This window comes from Cellulomonas sp. P4_A2 (assembly GCF_056402515.1).
This window is the reverse complement of sequence record NZ_JBFUHG010000123.1, coordinates 1-438: the sequence shown is the minus strand read 5'-3', so window position 1 is coordinate 438 and position 438 is coordinate 1. Positions and strand designations below refer to the sequence as shown.

Sequence of the window (438 nt, the reverse complement as noted above, 5' to 3'; positions counted from 1 at the left end):
CCCCGAGTCCGTCGACCTGCTGCGCCTGTGCACCTTCTTCGCCCCCGGCTCCATCCCCGTACGGCTTCTGAAGGAGATGCCGGCCGGAGAGCTTCCCGAGCAGCTGTCCGGCCTGATGAACGACCCGCTGCTGTGGAACAAGGCGATCAGCCAGCTCCGGCAGTACTCGGTCGTCCGCCTGGAGTCCCACGAGTCGATCATCGACGAACCGTCCTCCGGCGAATCGCTCTACCTGCACCGCATGGTCCACCAGATCGTCAGCAAGGACATGCCGGACCGGGACCGCCAGGAATTCATCGACGTGGTCCGCCGAGCCCTTGCCGCCGCGGACCCCGGCCGCCCCAGCGACACCCGCCTGTGGCCTGCCTACGCCGAGATCACGCCTCACCTGAAATGGGCCGACGTCCTTCTGAGCACCGATCCGGCGGTCCACAGCCT

At 67.4% G+C, this 438-nt stretch carries 1 protein-coding gene; it reads left to right on the top strand.

Annotation, left to right across the window (positions count from 1 at the left end; translation table 11 throughout):
* A partial coding sequence (locus tag AC1DUE_RS20385; protein ID WP_477041223.1) for a DUF7779 domain-containing protein occupies positions 1 to 438 on the top strand: 438 nt, incomplete at both ends.